A 231-nucleotide genomic window follows, 5' to 3' on the forward strand; every position below is an offset into this window, starting at 1 on the left:
ACCGGCTCACCAGACCGGCCTGGTGTCCGCTGGGACGAGGTCAGACCAGCTTCCGGACGTTACGAGGTCTTCCTCCACACCGCCCGGGATGTCGGCCACCCGGGCTTTATGGACCTCGACGAGTTCCCACCGCTCGACCTGGACGACGAAGAGGGAGAGATCGGTCGCCTGGTCACCACTGCGGGGCGGCCCGCTGACCGCCCTAGCCGTGGCTGCGGGTCGCGCGGGGGC

At 70.1% G+C, this 231-nt stretch carries 1 protein-coding gene; it reads right to left on the bottom strand.

Annotated features, from left to right (window positions below; all coding sequences use genetic code 11):
- Window positions 1–6: 6 nt before the first annotated feature.
- Window positions 7–231, bottom strand: a 225-nt coding sequence (locus tag KVT44_RS57405) for a hypothetical protein (protein WP_217577253.1), incomplete at its 5' end; no start/stop codon positions are given.

Source organism: Streptomyces sp. GbtcB7 (genome assembly GCF_019091445.1).
In the GTDB taxonomy this organism is placed as follows: domain Bacteria; phylum Actinomycetota; class Actinomycetes; order Streptomycetales; family Streptomycetaceae; genus Streptomyces; species Streptomyces mirabilis.